We start from the raw sequence: 23,332 nt of genomic DNA, 5'->3' as shown, positions 1-23,332 counted from the left end.
CACGGCACCGGCCGGACACTTCACGCGTGCGGTGCCGGTCCCGGGCGACGCACACGGCGGATGCGGATCGGGCCACGGGCCTGCCCCGGATCGACCGGGCGACCGCCCTGGGTGATCTCGACTTTCCCCGCCGTGACCAGCCGCCGGGCAGCGAGGCGGGCCGGTTCCATCAGCGCTCGCCACCCCTCGTCATCCCCTCCGTACACGGCCCGCGCCGCGTCGGAGGGGCAGATCGTCGCCTGCGGATCGCGACGTTCCAGCAACTCCAGGATGGCCCGCTCCAGGCGCCGGCCCGTCTCCCGCTCGATGTCGCCCACCCGGCCAGTGTCGCACCGCGCCGGATCGCAGGCCCTGCCGCCGGACGCGCACCACAGGTGCCTGATGATTACGGGTATGCGCACTGAATACGACCCGGCCCTGCTTGACCGGACCGCGGTCTACCGCCTGCTGACGTCGACCGTCGTGCCCCGGCCTATCGCGTGGGTGTCGACCGTTTCCGCCGAGGGCGTCGACAACCTCGCCCCCCACTCCTTCTTCACCATCTCGTCGCTCACGCCGCCCATCGTGCAGTTCACGTCGGTCGGCCGGAAGGACTCGCTGCGCAACGTCGAGGCGACCGGGCAGTTCGTGGTGAACCTCGCCCCCGAAGCGCTCCTCGAGAAGATCAACGAGACCGCCACGGACTTCCCGCCCGAGGTGAGCGAGTTCGACGCTGTGGGCGTCGAGCGCGAACCGGGCGTGCGGGTGAAGGCTCCGCGCGTGGCCGGCTCCCCGGTGGCCCTCGAATGCGAGCTGCACAGCACCCTTCTGCTCGGTGACTCGACCGTGGTCTTCGGGCGGGTCGTGCACTTCGCCGTCGACGACGCCGTTCTGGACCAGGATCATCCGGAGGTCACGCGGCTGCGGCCCCTCACGCGGCTGGGCAAGGACGAGTGGGGCACGCTCGGCGACGTCCGAGACCTGCGCCGCATCCGCTACGCCGACTGGTCCCCGTCGAGCTGAGCGCTCCGGCGGGGTGACCAGGCCGTGGCGTGGCCTCAGCCCTTGGGCACGCGGATGACGACGGTCCCGCACACCTTATCGGCGAACGTCTGCCTCTTGGCGTCCCACAGCGGCCACAGCCAGCCGATCTGGCAGGGGAGACCGTCGAGGACGTGGGCCAGCTTGCGGACGAAGGCCTTGCCGAAACCGAGGGTGGTGCCGTCAGCCTCGCGGCGCAGGCTGATGCCCACCGCCTTCTTGCCGATCGTCTGCCCGGTCGAGCCCTCCTTGAAGAGCTGGAAGAAGCCCATGGCAGCCGCGTACAGGAGGCCGATGGCGAAGAAGACGCCGGGCTGGGCCGTGGCCGGGTCGGGGGCGTTGAACAGGTCGATGAAGCCGAGGGCGTACATCGGGCCCGTGATGATCAGCACGTCGAGCGCGTGCGCACCGACGCGCAGGCCCCAGTGGGCAGGTAGGGGCATCCCGCCCGGAATACCGGGAGCGGCGTAGGCGCCGTAGGGGGCGCCCAGCGGGGCCGGCTGCGCGTAGCCGTACGGCGGGGGCGGCTGGGTGTGGCCGAACTGCGGGGGCACGCCCTGCGGAGCCTGCTGGGGGAAGCCGGGCTGACCCTGCGGGGACTGCTGGGCGTAGGGGTTGGTCGGGTCGCCGAAGCTCATGGTGCAGTCTCTCCGGTGTCGGAAACGGGGACGATGCGGACGGAGCGGAGCAACGCACCACGTGACCGGTCCCGCCCCCGAAGTCATGATGTTGACGGGTCATCGTGGGCGGCCCATCGGCCACTTGTCCAATCCGTCTCGAAGGGGAGGCGGTCCGGCGCATGCGTACGGAGCGGCCGTGACCGCGCCCGTCCTTTGAACGCGTTCAGGGGTAAGTGCGTTAATGTGCGCACATGAAGAGACACGCCCCCACGCTGGAGGACGTCGCGCGGGCCGCCGGAGTCTCGCGGGCCACCGTGTCTCGAGTGGTGAACGGGGTGCGCAACGTGGATCCCGACATCCAGGAACTGGTCCGTCATGCGATCGCGCGCACCGGGTACGCGCCGAACCGGGCGGCGCGCTCCCTGGTGACGCGGCGCGCGGAGACCGTGGCCCTCGTCATCTCCGGCGCGGGGGATGGCTTCGCGGCGCGGGTGTTCGCCGATCCGTTCTTCGGCCGCATCGTCACCGGCGCCCTGGGGCACCTGCGGGCACGCGCCATGCACCCGGTGCTGCTGTTCGCCGAATCGGAGGCGGCCCGCAGCCAGGTAGTCGACTACGTACGGCAGGGCAGTGTCGACGGAGCGCTGGTGGTGTCGGTCCAGGGCGACGATCCGCTGCCCGGGCTCCTGCTCTCCTCCCGCATTCCGACGGTCCTGTTCGCGCGGCCTTCCCGGCCGATGCCGGTCAGCTACGTCGACCTGGACAACCGCGCGGGCGCGCGGCTGGCCGTGGGTCACCTGCTGGCGCGCGGCTGTCGCCGTGTCGCCTCCATCTGCGCCCCGCAGGACCTGCCGGCCGGCCGGGAGCGGCTCGCCGGGTTCCGCGAGGCCCTCGCCGAGGCCGGCCAGGTCGATCCGCCGGTGGCCGAGGGGGCCTTCACCCTCGACAGCGGTGTCAGGGCGATGGCCCGCCTGTTGGCGGAGGACGCCGGCATCGACGGCGTCTTCGTCGCGAACGATCTGATGGCCCAGGGTGCCTGCCAGCTCCTCCGGGAGAAGGGGAAGCGGGTCCCCGAGGACGTGGCGGTCGTGGGCTTCGACGACTCGAGCATCGCCGTGACGTGCCGGCCACCGCTCACGACCGTCCGTCAGCCGGTGGAGGAGATGGCCTCCGCGATGGCGAAGCTGTTGGCCGACGCGGTCCAAACGGCGCCGGCCGCGGAGCCCGGCGTACTGATCTTCCAGCCGGAGCTGGTGGTCCGGGAGTCCGCCTGACCCGGGCCCCGGCCGGCGGGCCCGCGTCCGCTGCCGGGCCGCCTCGGCGGATGCCGCTCGCGCGCGTCAGGACCACAGCTGCCGGTGGCTGCGGATGATGTCGGCGTACCGGCGGCCGCTGGTCTTGACGGTGCGCTTCTGGGTGGCGTAGTCGACGTGGACCAGGCCGAAGCGCTTGTCGTAGCCGTAGGCCCATTCGAAGTTGTCCAGCAGCGACCAGGCGTAGTAGCCGGCGAGGGGCGCGCCCTTGCGGACGGCGCGCGCACACGCCGCCAGGTGCTGTTCGAGGTACCGGGTGCGGGCGGGGTCGTCGACGCTTCCGTCGGGTCCCACGGTGTCGGGGAAGGCGGATCCGTTCTCCGTGACGTACAGCCTGCGCACGCCGTACTCGTCGGTGAGGCGCATCAGGAGTGCTTCGAGGCCGTCGGCGTCGATCTGCCAGTCCATGCCGGTGCGCGGGACATCGGTGAGCCGCACCTCCCGGGCGTGCGGCACGGGCCCGTCGGGGTCGTCGGTGACGGTGGCGGGGAAGTAGTAGTTCAGGCCGTGCCAGTCCAGCGGCGTGGCCATGGTGTCGAGGTCGCCGGGCCGCTCGGGGAGGTCGACGGCGTAGAGCTCGCGCATGTCGGCGGGGAACCCGCGGCCGTAGACGGGGTCGAGCCACCACCGGTTGGTGTGGCCGTCCATGCGGGTGGCGGCGGCGAGGTCCTCGGGCCGGGTGCCCGCCGGCTCGACGGTGGAGTGGTTGGTCACCAGGCCGACCTGTGCTCCGGGCGCCGCGGCGCGGATGGCCTGCGCGGCCAGGCCGTGACCGAGCAGGAGGTGGTAGGAGGCCCGGACGGCGGCGGTCAGGTCGGTGAGGCCGGGCGCCATCCGGCCTTCGAGGTGTCCGATCCAGCCGGAGCACAGGGGTTCGTTGAGGGTGGCCCAGTGGGTCACCCGGTCGCCGAGGCGCTCGGCGACGACCGCCGCGTAGGCGGCGAGGTGTTCGGCGGTGTCGCGTTCGGTCCAGCCCCCGCGGTCCTGGAGGGCTTGGGGCAGGTCCCAGTGGTAGACGGTGACGTTCGGGGTGATCCCGGCATCGAGGAGGCCGTCGATGACGCGGTCGTAGAAGTCCAGGCCGGCGGCGCTGACGGCTCCGCTGCCGGCCGGCACGACGCGGGGCCATGCGAGCGACATGCGGTAGGCGTTGGTGTTGAGCCGCTTCATCAGGGAGATGTCCTGCGGCCACCGGTGGTAGTGGTCGCAGGCCACGTCGCCGTGGTCACCGTTCTCGGTCTTGCCGGGCGTGTGGGAGAAGGTGTCCCAGATCGAGGGCCCGCGGCCGTCTTCGGCGACCGCTCCCTCGATCTGGTACGCGGACGTGGCGGTGCCCCAGGCGAAGTCGTGCGGGAACGCGGCGAGGTCGATGGGTTCGGACACGGGAAGCCTCTCGGAGGTGGGGTCGGGGCAAGGACGGGCGGGCGCGACGGGACTACTTGACGGCGCCCGCGGTCAGGCCCGTGACGAGGTAGCGCTGGAGCAGCAGGAAGCCGGCGACGACGGGGACGCTCACGACGAGCGAGGCGGCCATGATCTGGTTCCAGTACACGTCGTTCTGCGTGGAGTACCCCTGCAGCCCGACGGCCAGCGTGCGGGTGGTGTCGTTGGTCATGACGGAGGCGAAGAGGACCTCGCCCCAGGCGGTCATGAAGGCGTACACGGCGACCGCGACGATGCCGGGCGTCGCGGCGGGCACGATGATCCGCAGGAGTGCGCCCAGCGGTCCGCAGCCGTCGACCTTCGCCGCTTCGTCCAGGTCGCGGGGGACGGAGTCGAAGTAGCCGATCAGCATCCAGATCGAGAACGGCAGCGAGAAGGTCAGGTAGGTCAGGATGAGGCCCGCCCGGGACCCGAACAGGGCGATGCCGGTGGCGTTGCCGATGTTCACGTAGATGAGGAAGAGGGGCAGCAGGAAGAGGATGCCCGGGAACATCTGGGTGGACAGCACCGTCACCGTGAAGACCCGCTTGCCGCGGAAGGAGTAGCGGCTGACCGCGTAGGCGGCGAAGACGGCGATGACGACCGAGCACGCCGTCGCGGAGCCCGCCACGATGAGGGAGTTCGTGAAGTAGTCGGCCAGCGGCACGGTGCGCCAGATGTCGATGTACGGGCGCACGGTGAGGCCCGAGGGGACCCACTGGAACTTCCCCGACACGTCCTGGAGCGGCTTGAGTGAGCTGGACACCATCACGTACACGGGCAGCAGTACGAACGCCGTCAGGAGCGTCAGGAAGATCCTCCTGCTCCACAGGAAGGACTGCGGGGCCGCCATGGGCGAACGGGGGGTCCGCCGGGATCGCCTAGGCATCGGCGGCCTGCCTTCCGCGGGAGGTGAACAGGAGGTACAGGCCCGTGACCACGAGCAGGAAGAGCAGCAGCAGGACCGACATCGCAGAGCCCGTGCCGAAGTTCCAGGTCTGGAAGGAGGACTGGTAGATGTGGATGGAGATCAGGTCCGCCGCCTGGGGCGCCGACTTGCCGAACAGCACGAACGGCGTGTTGAAGTCGTTGAACGTCCACAGGAAGAGGACGAGGACGAGGACCTGGTTGACGGGGCGCAGTGACGGCAGGGTGATGCGGCGGATCTGCTGCCACACTCCGGCCCCGTCCAGGGCGGCGGCCTCGTACATCTCCCTGGGGATGTTCTGCAGTCCGGCCATCATGATGAGGAAGGCGAAGGGCCAGCCCTTCCACACCGAGACCACCAGCAGGGTGACGAAGCTGTTGTCGCCGATGAGCCAGAACGCGGGGCTGTCGGTCAGGCCGAGCTGGTCGTGGAGCACGTGGTTGACGAGCCCGTTGTCGCGCTGGAACATGAACGCCCAGGTGATGACCGCGGCGTAGACGGGCAGCGCGTAGGGGACGAGGAAGACGGTGCGCAGCAGTCCGCGGCCGCGGAAGGTCTCCTGCATGAAGATCGCGGCGGCGGTGCCGAGCAGCCAGCACAGGCCGACCGACAGCAGGGTGAACTGGCAGGTGGTGAGGAACGACTTCAGGAGAGCTTCGCCGACGGGGGCGTCGAAGTCGATCGTGAGCCTGTAGTTGTCGGTGCCGGCCCAGGGCGCGGTTCCCCAGTCGCGCAGGTAGAACTGGGTGAGTTCCTTGAAGCTGACGACGATGCCGATCAGCATGGGGACCAGGTGCACGAGCAGTTCAAGGACCAGGGCGGGCAGCAGCAGCAGGTAGGGAAGCCCGACGCGGCGCAGCCGCCCGGAGCGGCGCCGGCGGGGCGCCGCTCCGGGCCGGGTGGCGCGGCCGGCCCGCTCGCCGGCGGTGGGGGCAGCGGTGGTGGTCATGGTGGTGTCCGTGCTCACTTCTTGGGCATCTGCTGCTGGGCCTTCTCGAGCTTCGCCCTGACCGACTCGGTGGTGGCGGGCCGGCCGGCCGCGGCCTCGGCGAAGAGCTCCTTGACGGCGGTTCCGACCACCGTCTCGAACTGGGACTCCTCCGGGACCTGGGGCAGGGCGGTGGCGCTGGTCGCGAGGGTGTCCCGCAGGACGGCGAGGGCCGGGGTGTTGAACGCGGGGTCCTGCTGGGCGCTCTTGACCGGGGGGACGGAGCCGTAGGCCGTGTTGAGGATGGTCTGCTCCCCGTCGCTGGTCATGAACTTCACGAACTTCTTCGCGCCGTCGATGTTCCTGGTGTTCTTGAACACCGCCAGGTTGATGCCGGCGACCATGGAGTTGGTGGCGGTGCCCTGGCCCGGCGCCCCGGAGGGGACGGGCGCCGGGGCGACGCCCCATTCGTCCTCGGTCATGCCCTGGGCCTTGAACGTGGCGGAGGCGGTCTGCCACAGCACCATGGCCGTGTTGCCGTTGGCGAAGTCGCTCAGGGACTGGTTCTGCGCGTACTCGGCGTTGCCCGGAGCGACGATCTTGTCCTTGCCCATCAGGTCGACGTACTGCTTCACCGCGGCGACCGCTCCGTCGGAGGTGAAGTCCGCCTTGCCGTCGGCTGTGAAGAAGTCGACGCCGTGCTGCTTGCCGAGGACGAAGACCTGGTGGATGTTGTTGGACAGGTTCGAACCCTCGGCCCCCAGGGCCCACTTGCCGTCCTTGGACAGCTTCTTGCCGGTCTCCACCAGCTCGTCCCAGGTCGCCGGGGGCTTCTCGATGCCGGCGTTCTTGAACATGCTCTTGTTGTAGTAGAGGGCGTAGGCCATGGAGTACAGCGGGACGGCGGCCGGGTCCTGTCCCCGGACGCCGGTGGAGCCCAGAGCGGACGGGACGAAGCGGTCCTTGCCGCCGATCGCCTCGAAGTTCTCGGCGTCCCACGGCAGCAGGGCGCCGCTGGACTGGAGGGAGGCGCTCCAGGTGTTGCCGATGTTCAGGACGTCGGGTCCCTGGCCGGAGGTCGTCGCCGTCAGGATCCGGTTGAGGAGGTCCGCCCACGGGACGACCTCCAGCTTCACCTTGATGCCGGTCTCCTTCTCGAACTTGTCGAGTTCGGGCTGGAGGACCTTCTTGTCGACCTCGATACTGGCGCCCTGGTTGGAGGCCCAGTAGGTGAGGGACTTGGGCTGCTCGTTCGATCCGCCGTGGCCGGACGACCCCCCGCCGCAGGCAGCCGCGGTGAGGACGAGCGGGAGAGTGACGGCACCGACGGCTGCGGCTCGGATTCTGCGCATGGCTCCAGGGGCCTTTCGAGGAAGTGGCGGTGAAACCGGGGGGTGGGGTGGCGACGCCCCGCCTTCGGACCGCGACCAGCCCCCATGGCTTAATTTAGGATGTGAGTTAAACCTCAAGCGAAGGTCGCGTCAAGGCCCCGAACACATGTAAGTTGCCACCAGGAAGTCCAAGTTGAGGGGGCACGGGTGCGAGTACGCAGTGGCCGAACGGTTCATGACCTGCGGCGCGAGAACCGGACTGCCGTTCTGCAACGGCTGTATTTCGACGGGCCCCAGAGCCGCTTCTCGCTCGGACCCGCCACCGGGCTCAGCTCGGGCTCGGTCAGCAACGTGGTGGCCGAGCTGGTCGCCGAAGGCCTGGTGGAGGAGGCCGGCAGCGTCGACTCGGCCGGCGGCCGGCCCCGCACGCTGCTGCGCATCCGCGCCGACAGCGGGTACATGGTCGGCGTCGACGTCGGCGAGACGCGGGTGCGGATCGAGCTCTTCGACCTGGCGCTGACCGAACTCGCCCGCATCGAGAGGCCGCTCGTGACCGAGGGGCCGCGCCGGGTCGACCGCTACGACGTCGGCATCGTGCTGGACCACCTGCGCGAGGGGATCCCCGCGGTGCTGGCGCAGGCCGGCATCCCGGCCGAACGCCTGCTCGGCGTGGGCATCGGTGTGCCGGGCATCGTGGCCCGCGACGCCGACGGCGCGGTCGTCCACGGCCAGACCATCGGCTGGAGCGCCGTGCCCCTGGAACGACTGCTGCGCGAGTCGGCGATCGTCCCCGCAAACGTGCCGTACTCCATCGACAACGGAGCCAAGACGCTCGGTCAGGCGGAGATGTGGTTCGGCGCCGGGCGCGGCGCGCAGAGTGCGGCGGTTGTCCTCTTCGGGTCGGGTGTCGGCGCCTGCGTCGTCGCCGACGAGGTGGGGCCCGGGCGCGCCATCGAGTGGGGCCACCTCACGGTGCGCGTGCGGGGCCGCCGCTGCCGGTGCGGCGCCCAGGGCTGCCTGGAGGCCTACGCGGGAGCGGAAGCGCTCCTCGAACGCTGGCGGGAGGCCGGCGGACAGCCGCCTGCGGACGCGGACGAGGAGACCTCGCTGACCGCGATGATCGCCGCCGCCTACCCCGGGGAGGGCGGCCCGGAGCCCGACGCCACGGCCCTGGCCGTCCTGGAGGAAACCGCCGAGTACCTCGGCGCCGGCTTCTCCGACCTGATCAACCTCTTCCAGCCCGAGCGCATCCTCGTCGGCGGCTGGGCGGGACTGCAGCTGGGCCCCGCGTTCCTCGACGCCGTGCGCGGCCACGCCCTTTCCTACGCCCTGGCCTACCCGGCCGCGCACGTGCGGATCGAGCTGGGCGCCCTGGGCCCCGACGCCGTGACGGTCGGGGCCGCGATCCTGCCGCTCGCCGGGTTCTTCGCCCGCGGCGGACGCCGTGAGGCGGCCCGGCCGCAGGAGCCCGCCCCCGCGTGGCAGGCGACCCTGCGGGAGCGCGCGGCCCAGTGACCCCTCCTGCCCGCGCGGGCGCGCCGCCGGCCCGGCGCGCCCGGGGCGGTGTCAGGGTGCGCTGACGTCGACGGCCCCCGTCCACTGCGGGGCTCCGGCGGACCGGCCCACCACGAGCCGGAAGGTGCCGGGCTCCACGCACCAGGCGCGGTCCCCGGGGGACCAGTGCCGCAGGGCGCGGGCCGGTACCGTCACGACGGCCGTGACCGACTCCCCGGCCGGAGCCTCCACCGCGGCGTAGCCGGCGAACCATCGCGCGGGCCGCTCCACCGCGGAGTGCGGCCGCGCGAGGTACACCTGGACCACTTCCCGGCCCCGGCGCGAGCCGGTGTTGGTCACCCGCACCCCGACGCGGAACGGCTCCCCGGCCACGGCGCGCGCGGGAGCCGTCACCTCCCCGTACGCCCAGGTGGTGTAACCGAGGCCGTGGCCGAACCAGTAGGCGGGCTCCCGTCCGGCCCGCAGCCACGCACGGTGGCCGACGTGCAGCCCCTCGGCGTACTCGAGGACTCCTTCGACGGGCCGGGTACGGGTGACGGGAGCGTCCGCGAGGGTCGTCGGCCACGTGGTGGGAAGCCGGCCCCCCGGCTCGGCCGTGCCGAACAGGACGTCGGCGAGCCCGTCCCCCGCCTCCTGCCCCGGGAACCACGTCAGCAGCAGGGCGCCCACCTCCTCCCGCCAGGGCATCTCGACCGGCCCGCCGCTGTTGACCACGGCGACGGTCCGCGCGTTGACGGCGGCCACCGCGCGGACGAGTTCGTCCTGACGGCCGCCGAGGCGCAGGCCGGCGCGGTCGTGGCCCTCGGTCTCGTCGTGCTCGCCCGTACCGACGACCACGATCGCGGCGTCCGCCCGGCGGGCGGCCTCCACCGCGGCTTCCAGCGCGCGGCGCGCATCGGGTTCCGGCGGGCCCGCGGTGACCACCGTGGCCCGGCCGGAGCCGGGGACCAGTTCGCGCGTGGCGACCACGTGGACGGGCCGGTGCGCGGGCAGGAGCAGCCGGGCCGTCCGCACGGGCGGGTTCACGTGGACGACGGCCGGGTCGTCCGTCTCGCACGGGAAGTCGCCGGCGATGATCGCCCGCCCGTCCACGCTGAGCTCCATCCGGCCGAAGCCCGCGACCCCGAACGTCCACTCCCCGGCCTGCCGCGGCCGCAGCCGTGCGCTGATCTCCACGGTGTGCGCTCCCGCGGGCAGTTCCGGCTCGAGCTGGCGGCCCGAGAGGCGGTGCTGCGCGTACAGCTCCCCTCCGGCGGCGTCGAGGACGCGCAGCAGCACGCCGGGCTCTCCCGACCGCGGATCCCTGCACCCGTCGGTCCCCAGGGGGCCGGGCGGGACTCCCAGCGACGGGCCGGGCGCGTACACGACCCGGACGCGGCCGCCCAGCCGGTCCCGGATGCCCGCCAGCGGCGTGACGACCCCGGGCGGGAAGACCCCCGCGCTGCCCCCGCCCTGCGCGCGGGGCGCGGCGGCGTGGACGCCGATGACCGCGACGGTGGTGAGGGCCGCGGGATCGAGCGGGAGCACGTCGCCGTTGCGCAGCAGGACGCAACTCGCGCTGACGGCGCGGCGCAGGAGGGCCCGTACCCGCTGCGGTCGCACGGCGGTCGCGGCCCGGGGCCCGGACGCGCCGAGCGCGCCGACGCGGCCGGCCAGCCGCAGCAGCCGCAGCACCTTCTCGTCGACGGCCTCCTCCTCGACCAGGCCCTCGCTCACCGCCCGGAGCAGTGCGGCGCCCCAGGGGCCGTCCGGTCCGGGCATGGCCAGGTCCAGTCCGGCGCGGGCGGGCTCCACCGTGGAGCGCACGGCACCCCAGTCGGACAGCACGACACCGTCGAAACCCCACTCCGTCCTGAGGGGTTCCCGCAGCAGGGGGCTCGCGGTCATGGTCGCGCCGTCGACGGCGTTGTATCCGGCCATCACCAGCCACACCCCGGCGTCCACGGCCGCCTCGAACGGGGCGAGGTAGACCTCGCGCAGGACGCGTTCGGACATCCGTACGTCCACGGTGAGCCGGTCCGTCTCGGAGTCGTTGGCCACGTAGTGCTTGGCCGTGGCCGCCACTCCGCCCGCCTGGATCCCGCGGATCAGGGCCGCGCCGGCACGGCCGGTCAGTTCGGGGTCCTCGGAGAAGCACTCGAAGTGCCGGCCCCCGAGAGGAGACCGGTGCAGGTTCAGGGTGGGCGCCAGGACGACGTCCACGCCCTTCGCGGCGGCCTCCGCGGCCAGCAGGCCGCCCACCTTCTCCAGCAGGTCCTCGTCCCACAGGGCCGCCAGCGCGGAGGCGGAGGGCAGGAGGGCCGACGGTTCGCGCTCGTCCCAGGCCTGCCCGCGGACGCCGGCCGGGCCGTCGGACGTGACCATCTCCCTGAGTCCGATGGCGGGTTCGCCCGCCGTGCGCCATGTCGTGGCGCCGGTGAGCAGCCGGACCTTCTGCTCCGTGGTCAGCTCGTCGAGGAGGCTGTAGAGCCGTGCTTCCGTCATGGCCACCCCATGCTCGTCACCCGCGCGCCGGCGGGTGGGCGTGTTCGGCCCGGGCCGCGCGTGCGTCCCGGGAAGGAGAGGGCCCGGCCGCCCCACCGCCGTGGGAGGGCCGGGCCCCGCGGAATACCGGCAGGGTCAGGGCAGCCGGTATTCCGCGTTCAGGACGGCACCCTCCTCCGGGTGCGACTGGTCGTAGCCCCGCGGATCGCACTGGAGGCCGCCCACGATGCAGTGGTCGACCATCGCCCGGAGGGTGCGTTCCTCCCACGCGTTGAAGAAGTCGTAGTGGAAGGAGTAGCCGCGGCCGCTGGCCAGGTGGACCTGGCTCATGTCGCCGTTGACCGGCCACGCCATCTTGAACTCGATCATCGGCAGGGCGACCGGGTGGGATGCCGGGCACATGTTGTCGTTGGTGCCGGGCTTGACGACCGGGTACGCCATGTGGCTCTGGTGGTCGGGCGTGTCCAGGTACAGGCCGTTCCAGCAACTGGGCGCCTGCATGCGCAGGTTGAGCTGGACGTCGGGCCGGTTCGGGCAGCTCGCCGGGATGTCGACGTTGAAGAAGCTGTCACCGCATTCCCAGCCCTCGACGAAGCCCTTGTGCGCACGGAACTGCTGCGCGGTCTGCAACGGGTTGCCGACGACGAACCGCAGACCCTTGGGGAACGGGCGCACGCTGGTGTAGTCGGTGACGCCGGTCTTGTAGTAGATGACCTGCGGTCCCACCGGCAGGACCTTCTGATCGCCCTTGTACAACGAGGGCATCCAGTACGCCGAGGCGTCGGCGGGCGCCTTGCACGTGGTGCTGCCTCCGTAGAGGCTCGCGGTGGTGCTGGCCGCGTTCGTGCTCGTGTTGCCCATGAAGGTGTGGTCGTGGGACCGTCCCGCCTGCCCGGGGTAGACGATCGGGTCGTCGGGGGCGGTGTGCGTGACCGAACAGTTGGCCTGGAACTCGTGGAAGTAGCGCGGCGGAGGCGTCGCGCTGGACGGGGTCACGCCGGTGACCTGCGGAACGGCGGGTATGTAGCCGTCGCCGTCCGCGTCGTCGCCCGACGCCTGAGTGGATTCGGCACTCATGTGCCCGGCGTGGGCGGCCGACGGGGCGGCCTGAGCGGCCCCGGGGTCGGCCGCCGTGGCCATCGTGCCGATGCCCAGGACGCTTGCGACCAGTGCGCTGCCGAAGAGGAGTGCGGGAAGTTGCTTCGAGCGCCATCTCATGGGGATCTCCAGCCCGTTGTGGGAGGGGGAGGGGTGGGGGTGCGGGGGCGCCGGTCCGTCAGCCGTAGATGCCGAACTCGTGGAGCGAGTAGCCCCAGCCGGTGCCCCGCGCCGTCAGCTGCAGGCGGACGTACCGCGCGGTCGCCGTGACGTCGATCGTGTCGATGTCACCGTTGCCGGAGGCCGTGGTGTGCACGGTGCGCCAACTGCTGCCGTTGTCGGAGACCTGGACCTCGTAGGACCTGGCGTAGGCCGGGTCCCATTCCAGCTGGAGCTTGCGGAAGGCGGTTGCGGCGCCGAGGTCGACCTGGATCCACTGCGGGTCGCTCCAGTCGCTGGCCCAGCGCGTCCCGCTGTTGCCGTCCGTGGCCTTGGCCGGCTCGCACGGGCAGTCGCCGTAGGACGCCTGGAAGGAGGAGGCGGTGGTCGGCTTGTTCAGGGCGAGGTTCGGGCCGGCCACCGGCGGGGCGACGACCTTCACCGACCTGGTCTCGATGCCGGCGTTGCCGCGGCCGTCCTCCGCCTGGACGTACACCTTCCACACGCCGAGCTTCTCCGGTGCGGTGACGGCGAAGGTGCCGTTGCCCGTGGACCGCCACCTGGCCTCGACCAGGCCCTTGTCGCCGTTGGCGTAGTTCCCGCTGAGGAAGATCCGGTAGGTCAGCGGGTCCCCGTCCGGGTCCCGCACGGCGGCGCGCACGGTGAACTCACCGCCCGCGGGCGCGGCCGAAGCCGGGGAGACGGCCATGTCGGTGATCACGGGCGGGGTGTTGTCCCCCGCGGTGGAGCCGGCGTAGGCCTGCTTGACCGCGTAGTACGACAGTCTCTTCAGCCCGCCGGAGAGCACGTTGTACCAGACGCCCCCGAAGTCGTGCTCGGTGCCGTAGTGGAACATCGTCGCGCCCAGGGCGACGCCCCGGTGGCCGGTGACGCAGTTCCACGCATTGGTGTACCCGTCGCGCTTCTGGACGTCGGTGGGCTCGTCGGGGATGCCGTTGGCGTCGTCGGCGACCTCCCACTCCCCGACCGGACCCGTCTCGGTGATGACGTAGGGCTTGGTGTATCCGCCCTGCTCCCAGTCCTGGCGGACCTTGCAGATGTTCCCGTAGGAGTTCATCGAGTACAGGTCGAGGTCGGGGGCGTTGCGCTTGTAGTAGGGCCAGGCGCCCGTCCAGGCGTCGGTGGAGGTCACCGGGTGGTCCGGGTCGATCGAGTGGATCTTCCGGGCGACGTCGTTGACGAAGCCCGTGTAGGCGTTGCGCTGGTTCTCCAGCTCGGTGCCGCTGTAGCAGTTCTGCAGGCCGAGGACCGATTCGTTGCCCACGTTCCACATCAGCGTGCCGGGGTGGCTCTTGTAGGTGTCGACCCACTTGGCGAACTCGTTGAGCGAGGTGGTCTTGTACGTCGTGTCCGTCACGTAGTCGACGCAGCCTCCGGAGCCGGGGCCGCCGCCGGGCTGGAGCCAGAAGCCGTTGATCACGCGGATGCCGTTGGCGGCGGCGCTGTCCAGGAGTGGCTTGGTGGAGGCGTCGGTGCCCCAGGTGCGGACGGTGTTGACGCCCATGGACTTCAGGTCGGGCATGTAGCGGGGGGCGTCGGCCGCGGCCGGGCCCCAGGTGAAGCCCTTGACGGTGTAGGGCTGTCCGCCGGCCTGGAGCTGCCAGTTGCCCGCGGTGCCGGTCACCTTGACCGCCCCCGTGCCGGGGGAGGGGGTGCCGTCGGTGCTGCCGTAGACCTGGAACTCCCACAGGGAGTAGCCGTAGCCGCCGGAGCGCTCGGTTCCCAGCATGCGCACGTAGCGGCCGGAGCCGGAGACGGCGATCTCGTCGGTACCACCGTCCCCGCCGGTCACGCTCTTCAGGGTCCGCCAGTCGGTGCCGTTGTCGGACGCCTGGATCTGGTAGCTCTTGCCGTACGCCCCTTCCCACGTCAGCACCACGCGGGAGAGGTCGGACTTCTTGCCGAGGTCGACCTGGAGCCACTGCGGGTCGCTCCACTGGCTGGCCCAGCGGGTGCCGGTGAGGTTTCCGTCGACGGCGGCGGAGGCGGCGTAGCCTTCGCCCTCCTGGGAGGAGGCCGTGGCCGGCTTGCCCTGGGAGAGCAGGGCCTCCGCGGCCCGGGCGGGCGGGGCGGCCAGCGTGAGGGACGACGCCGCCAGTGCGCCGAGCACGAGCAGGGGAACGCCGCTCCGGCGGCGGATCGGGGTGGGGGAAGAAGGTCTGGGCACGTCTGCTCCTGGCACGATCGGGAGGGGGGCGGATACGGGACGGCCTGCGCGGCCGGCCTGCGCGGGGCCCGGTCAGGGGTAGGACACGACGGTGGACGGCACGGTCGAGGTGCCGGCGGGGACCGTGGAGGCCCCGGTGTCGTTGATGACGTGCTCGTAGTGGCCGTTGCCGCCGAGCGACACCGTCAGGAGGCTGTGGAACTTCACTCCCGGCTTGACCGGAGCCTTGAACCCGTGGTCCTGGCGGATGGTCGGGTCGACGTTGTAGTAGCAGTAGCTGCCCAGGCCCCACGCTTCGTGGGTGGTCACCGAGTCGTCCACCCGGTAGGCGGCGTAGCCCTTGGTGGAGCCGTTCTGGATCGCCGCCTGGTCGGGGGCGTCGTACGCCTTCTCGTTCTGGTAGAAGACCGTCTTTCCGCGCTCGCCGTACCACTCCACGTCGTACTTGTTGAAGTGCTCGACGAACAGGCCGGTGGCCAGGACGTCGTCGCCCGTCACCCGCACGCCGTAGTCGGCGCGGTTGGTCTCCCAGCCCACGCCCTCCCCGTGGTCGGCGCGCCACACCCAGGTGTGGTCGACGATGGTGTCGTCGCTGTTGATGACCATGCTGGTCGTCGCCTTGCCGGCGCCGGCGCCGCCGACGCGGATGTAGACGTCCTGGACGGTCGTCGGGTTCGCGGCGTGGTCAGCGGAGGCGCCGGCCGGGCCGACCTCCAGGAGCGTCGGGGAGTTGACGGGTCCGGCGTCGATGAGGAAGCCGGCGAGCTTGACCCCGTCCACGTCGGCGACCTTCATGGCGGTCACCCCGTTGTCCGGGATGATGGTGGCCAGGCCCAGGCCGAGCACGATGGTGCCGGGCCGGTTGACGTCGATGCTCCGGTCGACGTGGTAGATGCCGGGCGTGAACAGCAGGTGCAGGCCCTGGGCGAGCGCGCTGTTGATGGTGGCGGCGGTGGCTCCGGGCTTGACCACGTAGAACCTGTCCAGCGGCACCGACTCGCCCTGGGGTGTGCCGTTGGCCCAGGTGGTGCCGCGGGCGTTGGTGCGCTTGGCCGGCGCGAAGACCTTGTAGTCGTTGCCGTCCAGGTAGAGGAAGGGCTTCTCGCGCGAGACCGGGGTGGTGTCGAGGGTGGTGTACCGGGGCTCGGGGAAGGAGTTGGCGGGGGCGCCCTCGACGCCGGAGAAGGTCATGTTCCACACGCTGTTGGTCCAGCCGCCGATGCTGCTGTCGCGGGTGTACCACTGCTGCTGCGAGTACGGGCCGACCGTGCCGTCGATCCTGCTGTCGGCGATGTAGCCGCCGCTGGCCCAGCCGTACCCGGCGGGGGCGAGGTTGAGGCCGCCCTTGACGTGCATCCGGCGGAAGGACGCCGCCTGGGACACCGCCCAGCGGTTCGTGCCGTTGACGGGCTTGACGGCGAGGTTCTCCGCGGAGCGCCAGAAGTTCTGGGTGGCGTTGCCGCCGAACCAGCCGGCGTCCACGGTCACGTCGCCGTTGAAGGTGGTGTCGTCCGGCTTCAGGCCGAGGCCGGCGATCTGGGTGTAGAAGCCGATCTGGGCGTTGATGTTGTCGTAGGTGCCCGGCTTGAAGAGGAAGGCGTGCCGGCCGCTGCCGAACTGCGCCGACTCCTGCTCGCGGAAGACCTGGTCGAGCTTGTCCTGGATGCCGGGGGTGGCGGGGTCGATGACGTGCACGTTCGGGCCGAGGTCGCCGCCGCCCGGCAGGGTCGGTCCGCCGCCGCCTCCCGCGGTACCGAACACCTTGAACTCCCACAGCGAGTAGCCGTAGCCGGTGGCCCGGGAGACGCCCTGCATGCGGACGTAGCGGGCGGTCCCGGTGATGTTCACCGTCTCGGTTCCGCCGTGTCCGTCGGTGGTGGAGTAGGCGGTGCTCCAGTCGGTGCCGTTGGCCGACAGTTCGATGCGGTAGGCCTTGGCATAGGCGGCTTCCCAGCGCAGTTCCACCGCGCCGATCGCCGCCGACGCCCCGAGGTCGACCTGGAGCCACTGCTGGTCGGAGGCCGCGCTGGACCAGCGCGTCGCGTTGTCGCCGTCGACCGCGTCCTTGGCGGGGGTGCCGTAGTGCTCCTGGCTGGAGGCGGTCACCGGCTTCCCCTGCGACAGCAGGACCGGGTCGGCGGCCGCGGAGGCGTGCGGAGCGAGAGTCAGAAGGCCGGCCAGCAGGGCGCCGACGGCCGCGCCGGCCACGGCGCGGCGGACGGTGCGGGTGGGCGGCGACGCCGCCACCGGCATACCGAGAGACAACAAGACGGCTCCTACAGAGGGGAGTTGGGGTGGGGGGAGAGCGCTCTCCGGAACCCTGCCCTCCCCCCGGCGGCGGGGTCAAGCCTCGCGACATGACTTTTCTTTCAGCTTTCATTAAGTCGAGGCATCAGGCGTGGCCCGAGTGCGTGGGTCGGCAGGGGTGGGGGAGTGGGTGACGGCTTCACCGGTGTCCTCGGCGGCGTCGGCCGTCAGATCCCCGGAGCGTCCGTTCCCCCGGGCCGGCCGTCGCCGGGGCGAACAGGGCGCTCGATGGTGGAGACGACCCGCACCAGGGACGGTGCGGCAGGGGCGGAGGCGAAGCCGAACCGGACGGGCGGGAGGACCGGGGCGAGCGGACCGAGGTCGGTTCCCTCCAGGGAGGCCACGGCGTGGGTGATCGGGAACAGGTCGCAGGCCGCGTACCACTGCCGGTGGCCGGGCCGCGAGCTGCCGCGGGTCCGTACGCCGGGCAGCGCGCGGGCGGGCAGCGCGGCGAGGGCGGCCCAGCTCGGCCTGCGGGCGAGGGAGCGGGGGACGGCCCGGAGTGCCATGCCCAGTGGACCGCGCCGGCCGACGGTGAAGCGCAGGGTGAGCGAGTCCGCCGCGACCTCCCACACCGTGCCGCTGACGCGGACGGTCACCGGCCCGGTGCGGACCTCGTCGAAGTGGTAGACGCCGGCGATGCACCGGGCCGTCGGTGAGGTGGGGGCGAACAGGACGCGGTGCCCGTCGGCCCGCTCCAGCATCACATCGCTGAACGTTCCGAACGGAGAGCGGAGCCAGTGCCCGACGACCACGCGCGTACCGGAACCGGTACCCACGCCGGCGATCCAGCCGTCGAAGGCCAGCCGTTCATGTCCCATGGGGAACTTATAGCCGGAATGCGGTATTTCCCTCGGCCGTGACCGGCCCGTAGCCCGGGACGGAACCCCACCGGACGAGGGGACACGCCATCGTGCGCGAACGTGTCGCAGCGCCGCCCGACCCGGGACGACATGGGTGTCCGTCGGTGAGGCACCACGCCGTACCGGCGGCACGGGGTGCGTACGTCGCACGGGGCCCGGTGCGGGACGGCTCCGAGATCATCGGCACGCCGGCGGGCGAGGCGCGGCGGTCGTCTGCGCACCCATGCCGCCGCCCCCGCTCCCTCCGGGCAGCGCGCGGGTGCTCCGGCCGGTGCCTGACCACACGGGCGGAGGCCTCGACAGATCGGGTAGGGGCAGGGCGGACGGTGACGCATCCGGAGGCCGCAAGGGCGGCATCGACGTCCGAGCGCGGCCCGGCCAGGACATCCCCGCCCGGGCCGGGGTGTGTGTGCTGAAGAGTGGTCCGGCAATGAAGCGGGCAGGAGAGAAGGGCAGGGTGAGGCCGAAGGCCGCACCCTGCCCCGCTCCGGACTCGCCGTGAGGTCAGGAGGCCAGGACGGAATCGTCGAAGGTCTCGGCGCCCGGCAGATGGTGCCGGGCGGCGATCAGCGCCGCGTGCACGTCCGTCGTCCCGGTCGCCACGCACAATGCCCGCGCGACGTCCTCGATCTCGGCCTGCACGCCCTCAGCTCCGTCGCCTTCCGCCAGGACGGCCAGAGCCCAGTAGCGGTCGACGAGACCGGGAAGCACTGCCGGGTGAGCCATGAGCATGAACGCGCCCCTTCCTCCACAAAGATCAACCAAGTGTCGCCCACGTACCCCCCTTCCCGCGCCGCAATCCCCTCAGACGCACGCCCGCGCCGCGGGAAGCGGCGGGTCCTGGCCGAGCGCGCCGTCGACGGCCGGCCGGCCTCGGCGCCACCGGCCCGGCGCGCACGGCTTCGGCTGACGCGCTGCGTCGAGGCGGCCTGGAGCCGAGGCGCTACCGCTTCGTGTAGTCCTCGCGGAGGGCGTCGAGGATGTGGGCTGCTTCCGGGAGGCCGGCCGCGCGGCAGCGGGCGGCTGTCGTGGTCAGGCGGGCCACCGCGTCCTTGAAGCGGGCGAGGCCGTTGCCCTCGATGAGGGCTGCGATTTGGACCGCTTCGGCGCGCGGCATCTCGCCCTGTTCTCCGCCTTCCTCGTGCGCGGCGACGGCAGCCTCCGCCTCGGCCAGGGCCTGCTCGAAGCGTTCGGCCTCCGCGAGGACGCGGGCGCGGCGGTAGTGCACGTTGCCGCGTTCGTACCAGACGGCGACGTCGTCGGTCTCTGCCGGTCCGGCGGCGAGGAGAGCGTCGGCCTGTTCCAGGTGGTCGAGGGCCGTGTCCAAACCTTCCGCGCCCTTGGCGTGGACGGGATAGGCAGCTAGGACCTGTCCTGGAGATCTCTGAGGGCGGCGGCGCCCAGAGCCTGCGTGGAAGGGGCGGCAAGGTACCGCCGTACTCACGCAGATGCTGGACGAGACCGTCGATCACGCTGTCGTGCACCACGGATACACCGACTACATGCGCGTCCCTACGTCGCTGGGGAGACGGCAAGGTCGTAGCGGAGGGGTGGGAGGCGAGCTTGAGGCGCTGACGTCCGCCGCCGGAGAGGGTGGACAGCGGTTCACGGAAACACGACCGACCGCCGAGGGGGCTCGGAGAGAGCGGGTCCGGCCCGGAAGTACAAGGCCGGGAGGTCCTACCGATTCCCGCGCCGGCCGGGGTATCCCTGGAAGGCGTCCCTGATCGGGGCCGCTCGTTCCCCGGGAAGGAGACCCGCCATGGACGGCTGGTTCGTTGACGACCGTTGCTTCAACTGCGATGTCGCACGGCAGCTCGCGCCCGATCTGATCGGTGAGGTCGGCGGAAGGTCGCAGATCATGCGCGCGCCCCGCGACGAAGGGGAGACGCGGCGCTTACACGCAGCCGTCTTCGCTTGCCCCACGCGCTCGATCCGCCCCGCCTCCGGGCAGCCCGACCGGCGGCTCGACCCCTTTCCGATGGCCTTGGACAGCGGTGTCCTGTTGTGCGGGCACAACTCCCGGCACACCGCCGGAGCCAACTCCTATGTGCTCTTGAGGCCCTCCGGCACGGCGATGATGATCGACACACCGCGCTGGAGCAGTGGACTGGCCGAGCGTTACGCGGCATGGGGCCCGGTCACCGATGTGCTGCTCACCCACCGCGACCATGCCGCACACGGCCGCCGCTACGCGGACCATTTCGGCGCCCGACTGTGGATCCACGAGGGCGACCTCGACGCCGCCCCGGACGCGGACCGGGTGATCCGGGGTCTCGAGCCCGTGGAGATCGGTGAGGGGGTCGCCGCTCATCCGCTGCCCGGTCACACACCGGGCAGCGTGCTCTACCTCGCAGATGACCGGTACTGCTTCAGCGGGGACAGCTTCTACTGGTCACGCACCACCGCTGACCTGGAAGTCCCGGAAAGCGTGATCTGGTACTCCGTCGCCGAGCTGGCCGCCTCTCTGGCCAGGGCAGCCGGACGGATCCGCTTCGAATGGGTCCTGCCGGGCCACGGCGACCGCCGCCATCTGTCCGCCGACGACATGTCCCGGCGGCTGACAGGTCTGGCAGCGCGCACCCGCCAGTTGCAGCCCCGGCCGGTCGACTTCACCGCCGTCCGCTGGTGAGAACACGGCCGGCTGGGGCGCCTTCGAGTGAAACCAGGCCGCAGGGCTCATCGGTTCTGGCGGTGGCGGCCCCGGCCGTGTGGTTCCCTCGTCGCGAGCAGAACGAGGGCCAGGCCGAGAGGCAGCAGCAGGAGCAGCATCAACGTCATGGCACCCCTCGTGCCCGCCCTGCGCCGATGCACACCCGGTGCCGCGCTTCCGTTGCGACCAGGCGGCGCCTCCCGCCGGCGGCGCCACACCCGGCGTGCGCCTGTTCGGCCGTCGCACGATGCGAGGCCGTCGCACGATGCGATCACCGGCCCGGACCGATCCCCCATCCCCCCAGGTCGGGCAGAACTCATGTGCCCCCGACCCGGATGATCCGTACCGGTCCACCGGGCTGACGTGGGACGCGCGAAGTGCCACGATGATCCGTGCTTCAACAGTGTGCCGGTTCGGGACGCGGTGAGGGTGCGGTGATGTCGCGTCCCCGGGACCAGCCCTACGCCACGAAAGGGCGGACATCACATGCGCGTTACACCACGTGGAGCGTTCTTAAGCAGTGGTCGGGGCTCAGCCGAGGACGACCAGGTGCGGCTCTACTACAGCCGCAAGACACAGGAGATCCTCCAGAAGTACGGTCCCGGTCCCGGCGTGCACTTCCACGTGGGGCTGTTCCCCGACCGGCTCCCGCCCCACACGGCCGTCTCGCAGAGCACGCTCAAGCAGCACCTGCTCGACGCGCAGGAACGCATAATCGAGCACGCGGCCCGTTCCTGGGGCGCGTACGAGGAACCACCCCGCACGCTCCTCGACATCGGCTGCGGCCTGGGCGGCACCTCGCTGTACTGGGCGCAGGAGCACGGAGCGGCGGTCACCGGTCTCACCGTCGCGGCGGACCACATCCCGATCGTCCGGCGCTTCACCCGGCAGGCAGGGGTCGAGGAGCTCGTGGACCCCCTCCAGATGGACGTCCACGACTTGGACGTCACCCACGCGTACGATGCCGCGTACGCCAACGAGAGCAGCGGCTACACCGACCGGGCCCGCCTCTTCGACGTGGTCGCCAAGGCGCTCAGGCCCGGCGGATGGTTCGGCATCCAGGAGCACTTCCTGTGCCGCCCCGGACACCGCGAGTTCATGGACGGCTACTACAGAACACGGCTGGGGACGCGCGACGAATACCTGGCCGCGGCCGAGGCGTCCGGCTTCGAGCTGACGCACGACGAGGACGTGACCGACCGGGTGGCGGAGTTCTGGGTGCAGTCCATGGCATGGAACACCGCCGAACTCGACCGGCTCCGGGCGGGCGGCGAACCCGGCGCCTGGAGCACCACACGCCTGGAGCAGTCGACGATCACGCACAGCAGGTTCTTCCGCATCTGGCGTGAACACGCGGTGGAGACACGCCTGATGCGCTTCCGGGCCGGGGGCGGCCGATGACCGCCCCGCCGCGCCCCTCGCTCCTCGGTACGCAACTCCCCGCCTTCTACTGTCCCCTGCAGCGCGACCTCCTCCATCCGCAGGCCAAGCAGGTCGAGGAGCGGGCGGTCGAGTGGGTCGACGCCTTCGGCCTCTACCCGGACCCGGTCGAGCGCGCGTGGGGTCTCGCCACCCGCAGCGCCGACTTCTCCTGCCGCATCATCCCCGACGGGGACGTGGAGGCCCTGCTGCTGTTCACCGAGTGGAACTACTGGGCCAACGCCGTCGACGACTGGCAGGACTCCGGTTCCGAAGAGGTGGGGACGGGCGCCGTCGTCGAGCACGGCGTACGGCTGCTGCGGACCATCGAGAACCCCGGGGCGTCCGTGCTTCCCGAGGGGGCCATGACCCGCTCGCTGGTGGACCTGGTGGTCCGTACCCACGCCATGCTGTCCGCGTTCGAGCTGCGCAGGTTCACGGAGGGGACGCGGGACTGGTTGCTCGGTGCGGCCTGGCGGGCTGCCCGCGCCGAGGCCGGGAGCATGCCGGGGCTGAACGACTTCGTCGCCATGGGGCCGCTGGCGAACGGCACCCGCTTCTCGATGACGTGGTCCGACGTCGTACGCGGGGCCCGGCCGCCCGTGGAGCTGCTCTACGACCCCGCCCTGACCGCGTTGACGGACGCGGCGCAATTCATCGTCAGTGCCGACAACGACCTGTTCTCCTACGACAAGGACGACCACCTGGAGCCGAAGGAGATCAACCTCGTCAACGTCTTCGCCCATCAGGAGAACTGCTCACCCGCCGAGGCCGTCCCGCTCTCGGTGGCCCTGCGGGACCGGGTGATGGTCCTCTACATCCGGCTGCGGGCCCGGCTGGCGCAGGGAGCGGACGCGGAGCTCCGCTCCTGCCTGCGGGCTCTGGACCACTACGTGGCCGGCTGCATCGCGTGGCAGAGCCGGGCGCCCCGGTACGCGAGCCCCCGCAACCGGTACGGGCTCCCGGTCGAGGAGGCCCGGTTCACGGTCCGGTTCGCCGATGCGCCCAGCGACGCCGCGACCGAACCCCCGGACCTGCCGGCCCTCGCCGCCTGGTGGCAGTGGCTGCGGAACTGAGCGGTGCG

19 protein-coding genes and 1 pseudogene are annotated in these 23,332 nt (G+C 71.5%); 7 read left to right on the top strand and 13 right to left on the bottom strand.

Annotated elements, in window-relative coordinates; translation table 11 throughout:
* Positions 1–20: 20 nt before the first annotated feature.
* A complete protein-coding gene (locus ACZ501_RS30755) occupies positions 21–317 on the bottom strand; it encodes a DUF3253 domain-containing protein (RefSeq protein WP_468799815.1) in 297 nt (98 codons plus the stop codon).
* Between the two features lie 76 nt (positions 318–393).
* Between ACZ501_RS30755 and ACZ501_RS30750 the strand changes: the two genes are divergently transcribed.
* Positions 394–1,002 (top strand): flavin reductase family protein, encoded by a 609-nt coding sequence (locus ACZ501_RS30750; RefSeq protein ID WP_361609606.1) that lies wholly within the window; start codon positions 394–396, stop codon positions 1,000–1,002.
* A gap of 35 nt (positions 1,003–1,037) precedes the next feature.
* On the opposite strand, the gene ACZ501_RS30745 is transcribed toward ACZ501_RS30750, so the two are convergent.
* Positions 1,038–1,658, bottom strand: a complete 621-nt coding sequence (locus ACZ501_RS30745) for an RDD family protein (RefSeq protein WP_361609608.1) — start codon at positions 1,656–1,658, stop codon at positions 1,038–1,040.
* A 233-nt stretch (positions 1,659–1,891) separates the two neighbouring features.
* Here ACZ501_RS30745 and ACZ501_RS30740 point away from each other — a divergent pair, with 233 nt between their 5' ends.
* Positions 1,892–2,914, top strand: a complete 1,023-nt coding sequence (locus ACZ501_RS30740; RefSeq protein ID WP_361609610.1) for a LacI family DNA-binding transcriptional regulator — start codon at positions 1,892–1,894, stop codon at positions 2,912–2,914.
* 66 nt (positions 2,915–2,980) lie between these two features.
* Here the strand turns inward: ACZ501_RS30740 and ACZ501_RS30735 are convergent, their stop codons facing one another.
* From ACZ501_RS30735 to ACZ501_RS30720, 4 genes are read right to left on the bottom strand one after another with little or no spacing between them, the layout of a single operon-like run.
* Positions 2,981–4,336 carry a GH1 family beta-glucosidase gene (locus ACZ501_RS30735; protein ID WP_468799813.1) on the bottom strand — a complete coding sequence of 452 codons (1,356 nt, stop codon included), beginning with the start codon at positions 4,334–4,336 and terminating at the stop codon, positions 2,981–2,983.
* A gap of 52 nt (positions 4,337–4,388) precedes the next feature.
* Entirely contained in the window at positions 4,389–5,228 is an 840-nt protein-coding gene (locus ACZ501_RS30730; protein WP_361609614.1) for a carbohydrate ABC transporter permease, read from the bottom strand.
* A gap of 28 nt (positions 5,229–5,256) precedes the next feature.
* On the bottom strand, positions 5,257–6,252 hold the full coding sequence (locus ACZ501_RS30725) for a carbohydrate ABC transporter permease (protein WP_468799811.1): 996 nt from the start codon (positions 6,250–6,252) through the stop codon (positions 5,257–5,259).
* 14 nt (positions 6,253–6,266) lie between these two features.
* The gene (locus ACZ501_RS30720) at positions 6,267–7,583 is read right to left on the bottom strand and encodes an ABC transporter substrate-binding protein (RefSeq protein WP_468799809.1); all 1,317 of its coding nucleotides are present in this window, start codon (positions 7,581–7,583) and stop codon (positions 6,267–6,269) included.
* Positions 7,584–7,769: 186 nt separating this feature from the next.
* Between ACZ501_RS30720 and ACZ501_RS30715 the strand changes: the two genes are divergently transcribed.
* Positions 7,770–9,077 carry an ROK family protein gene (locus tag ACZ501_RS30715; RefSeq protein ID WP_468799808.1) on the top strand — a complete coding sequence of 436 codons (1,308 nt, stop codon included), beginning with the start codon at positions 7,770–7,772 and terminating at the stop codon, positions 9,075–9,077.
* Between the two features lie 51 nt (positions 9,078–9,128).
* On the opposite strand, the gene ACZ501_RS30710 is transcribed toward ACZ501_RS30715, so the two are convergent.
* The 7 genes from ACZ501_RS30710 to ACZ501_RS30680 all read right to left on the bottom strand — a co-directional run bounded on the left by ACZ501_RS30710 (position 9,129) and on the right by ACZ501_RS30680 (position 19,503).
* Positions 9,129–11,561 carry a glycoside hydrolase family 3 C-terminal domain-containing protein gene (locus ACZ501_RS30710; RefSeq protein WP_468799806.1) on the bottom strand — a complete coding sequence of 811 codons (2,433 nt, stop codon included), beginning with the start codon at positions 11,559–11,561 and terminating at the stop codon, positions 9,129–9,131.
* A 135-nt stretch (positions 11,562–11,696) separates the two neighbouring features.
* Complete coding sequence (locus ACZ501_RS30705) at positions 11,697–12,779, bottom strand: DUF1996 domain-containing protein (RefSeq protein ID WP_468799804.1); 1,083 nt, start codon at positions 12,777–12,779, stop codon at positions 11,697–11,699.
* A gap of 58 nt (positions 12,780–12,837) precedes the next feature.
* Positions 12,838–15,006 carry a discoidin domain-containing protein gene (locus ACZ501_RS30700; protein ID WP_468799802.1) on the bottom strand — a complete coding sequence of 723 codons (2,169 nt, stop codon included), beginning with the start codon at positions 15,004–15,006 and terminating at the stop codon, positions 12,838–12,840.
* 72 nt (positions 15,007–15,078) lie between these two features.
* The gene (locus tag ACZ501_RS30695; RefSeq protein ID WP_468799926.1) at positions 15,079–17,259 is read right to left on the bottom strand and encodes a discoidin domain-containing protein; all 2,181 of its coding nucleotides are present in this window, start codon (positions 17,257–17,259) and stop codon (positions 15,079–15,081) included.
* 221 nt (positions 17,260–17,480) lie between these two features.
* Positions 17,481–18,134 carry a hypothetical protein gene (locus ACZ501_RS30690; RefSeq protein ID WP_361611665.1) on the bottom strand — a complete coding sequence of 218 codons (654 nt, stop codon included), beginning with the start codon at positions 18,132–18,134 and terminating at the stop codon, positions 17,481–17,483.
* Positions 18,135–18,680: 546 nt separating this feature from the next.
* Entirely contained in the window at positions 18,681–18,908 is a 228-nt protein-coding gene (locus ACZ501_RS30685) for a DUF5133 domain-containing protein (protein WP_361611663.1), read from the bottom strand.
* A 211-nt stretch (positions 18,909–19,119) separates the two neighbouring features.
* Positions 19,120–19,503, bottom strand: a complete 384-nt coding sequence (locus ACZ501_RS30680; protein ID WP_468799800.1) for a hypothetical protein — start codon at positions 19,501–19,503, stop codon at positions 19,120–19,122.
* A 103-nt stretch (positions 19,504–19,606) separates the two neighbouring features.
* Here ACZ501_RS30680 and ACZ501_RS30675 point away from each other — a divergent pair.
* The 4 genes and pseudogenes from ACZ501_RS30675 to ACZ501_RS30660 all read left to right on the top strand — a co-directional run.
* A pseudogene (locus ACZ501_RS30675) lies at positions 19,607–19,684 on the top strand (YxiG-like protein); the annotation flags it as partial.
* Between the two features lie 254 nt (positions 19,685–19,938).
* Complete coding sequence (locus tag ACZ501_RS30670) at positions 19,939–20,808, top strand: MBL fold metallo-hydrolase (RefSeq protein ID WP_468799798.1); 870 nt, start codon at positions 19,939–19,941, stop codon at positions 20,806–20,808.
* Between the two features lie 570 nt (positions 20,809–21,378).
* On the top strand, positions 21,379–22,230 hold the full coding sequence (locus tag ACZ501_RS30665) for an SAM-dependent methyltransferase (protein WP_468799797.1): 852 nt from the start codon (positions 21,379–21,381) through the stop codon (positions 22,228–22,230).
* On the top strand, positions 22,227–23,324 hold the full coding sequence (locus ACZ501_RS30660) for a terpene synthase family protein (RefSeq protein WP_468799795.1): 1,098 nt from the start codon (positions 22,227–22,229) through the stop codon (positions 23,322–23,324). The genes ACZ501_RS30665 and ACZ501_RS30660 overlap by 4 nt, the downstream gene beginning before the upstream one ends.
* The last annotated feature ends 8 nt before the right edge of the window (positions 23,325–23,332 follow it).

It is taken from the genome of Streptomyces sp. NPDC034085 (assembly GCF_055575555.1).
Note: the sequence above shows the minus strand (reverse complement) of the source record. Positions and strands in the feature narration are given on the sequence as shown.